Genomic DNA, 583 nt, shown 5'->3' with positions numbered 1-583 from the left:
TGTCTGGAGAGGGATGAGAATGTCATTTTAGCGCCCTTTCATTTCGCCACATTACTTTCTCCGCGCTGGCTGATAATGCTGCTACTGACCGCAATCACCATTGCGGTCAGTATTGCGCCAGAACCGTTATTGCATCTTGCCGAGCATTATGCGACACCCTCGATAACCGCAGCAGTACCCAATTTCGAGACCCCCTGGCATTACTGGGTAATAGTGCCCTATGTCGGCGGATTTTTACTGTATGGCGTGGGAGTAATTAATTCCCGATTACGCGATCGGGCTGCCGTCGTTATTGCGCTGGCGACACTGTACGGCGTGTGGCAAATGGATGCCAGCGACAGCCTGTCGCATTTATTCAGCGTCCTGTTCGCTGGCCTGATAGCCGTAGTGGTGATCTACTCCCAGGGCTACATGCGCAATGATAAACACGCCAATCGCTATTATTTCTTTCTGTTTTTAATGGCAGGGTCGCTTATCGGCGTCACCACGGCAGGAGATTTCGGTAATTTCTATCTGTTCTGGGAATTGATGACCTGGAGCTCCTATTTTCTGGTGGTGCATGAACGCACGTCACAGGCGCTCA

Annotated in this window: 1 pseudogene; it reads left to right on the top strand. The window is 51.1% G+C overall.

Features of this window, described 5'->3' with window-relative positions:
• Nucleotides 1-583 (top strand): annotated as a pseudogene (locus J5224_RS34195) (oxidoreductase); the annotation flags it as partial.

This window comes from Candidatus Symbiopectobacterium sp. NZEC135 (assembly GCF_025962695.1).
This window is presented reverse-complemented; position numbering and strand designations above follow the sequence as displayed.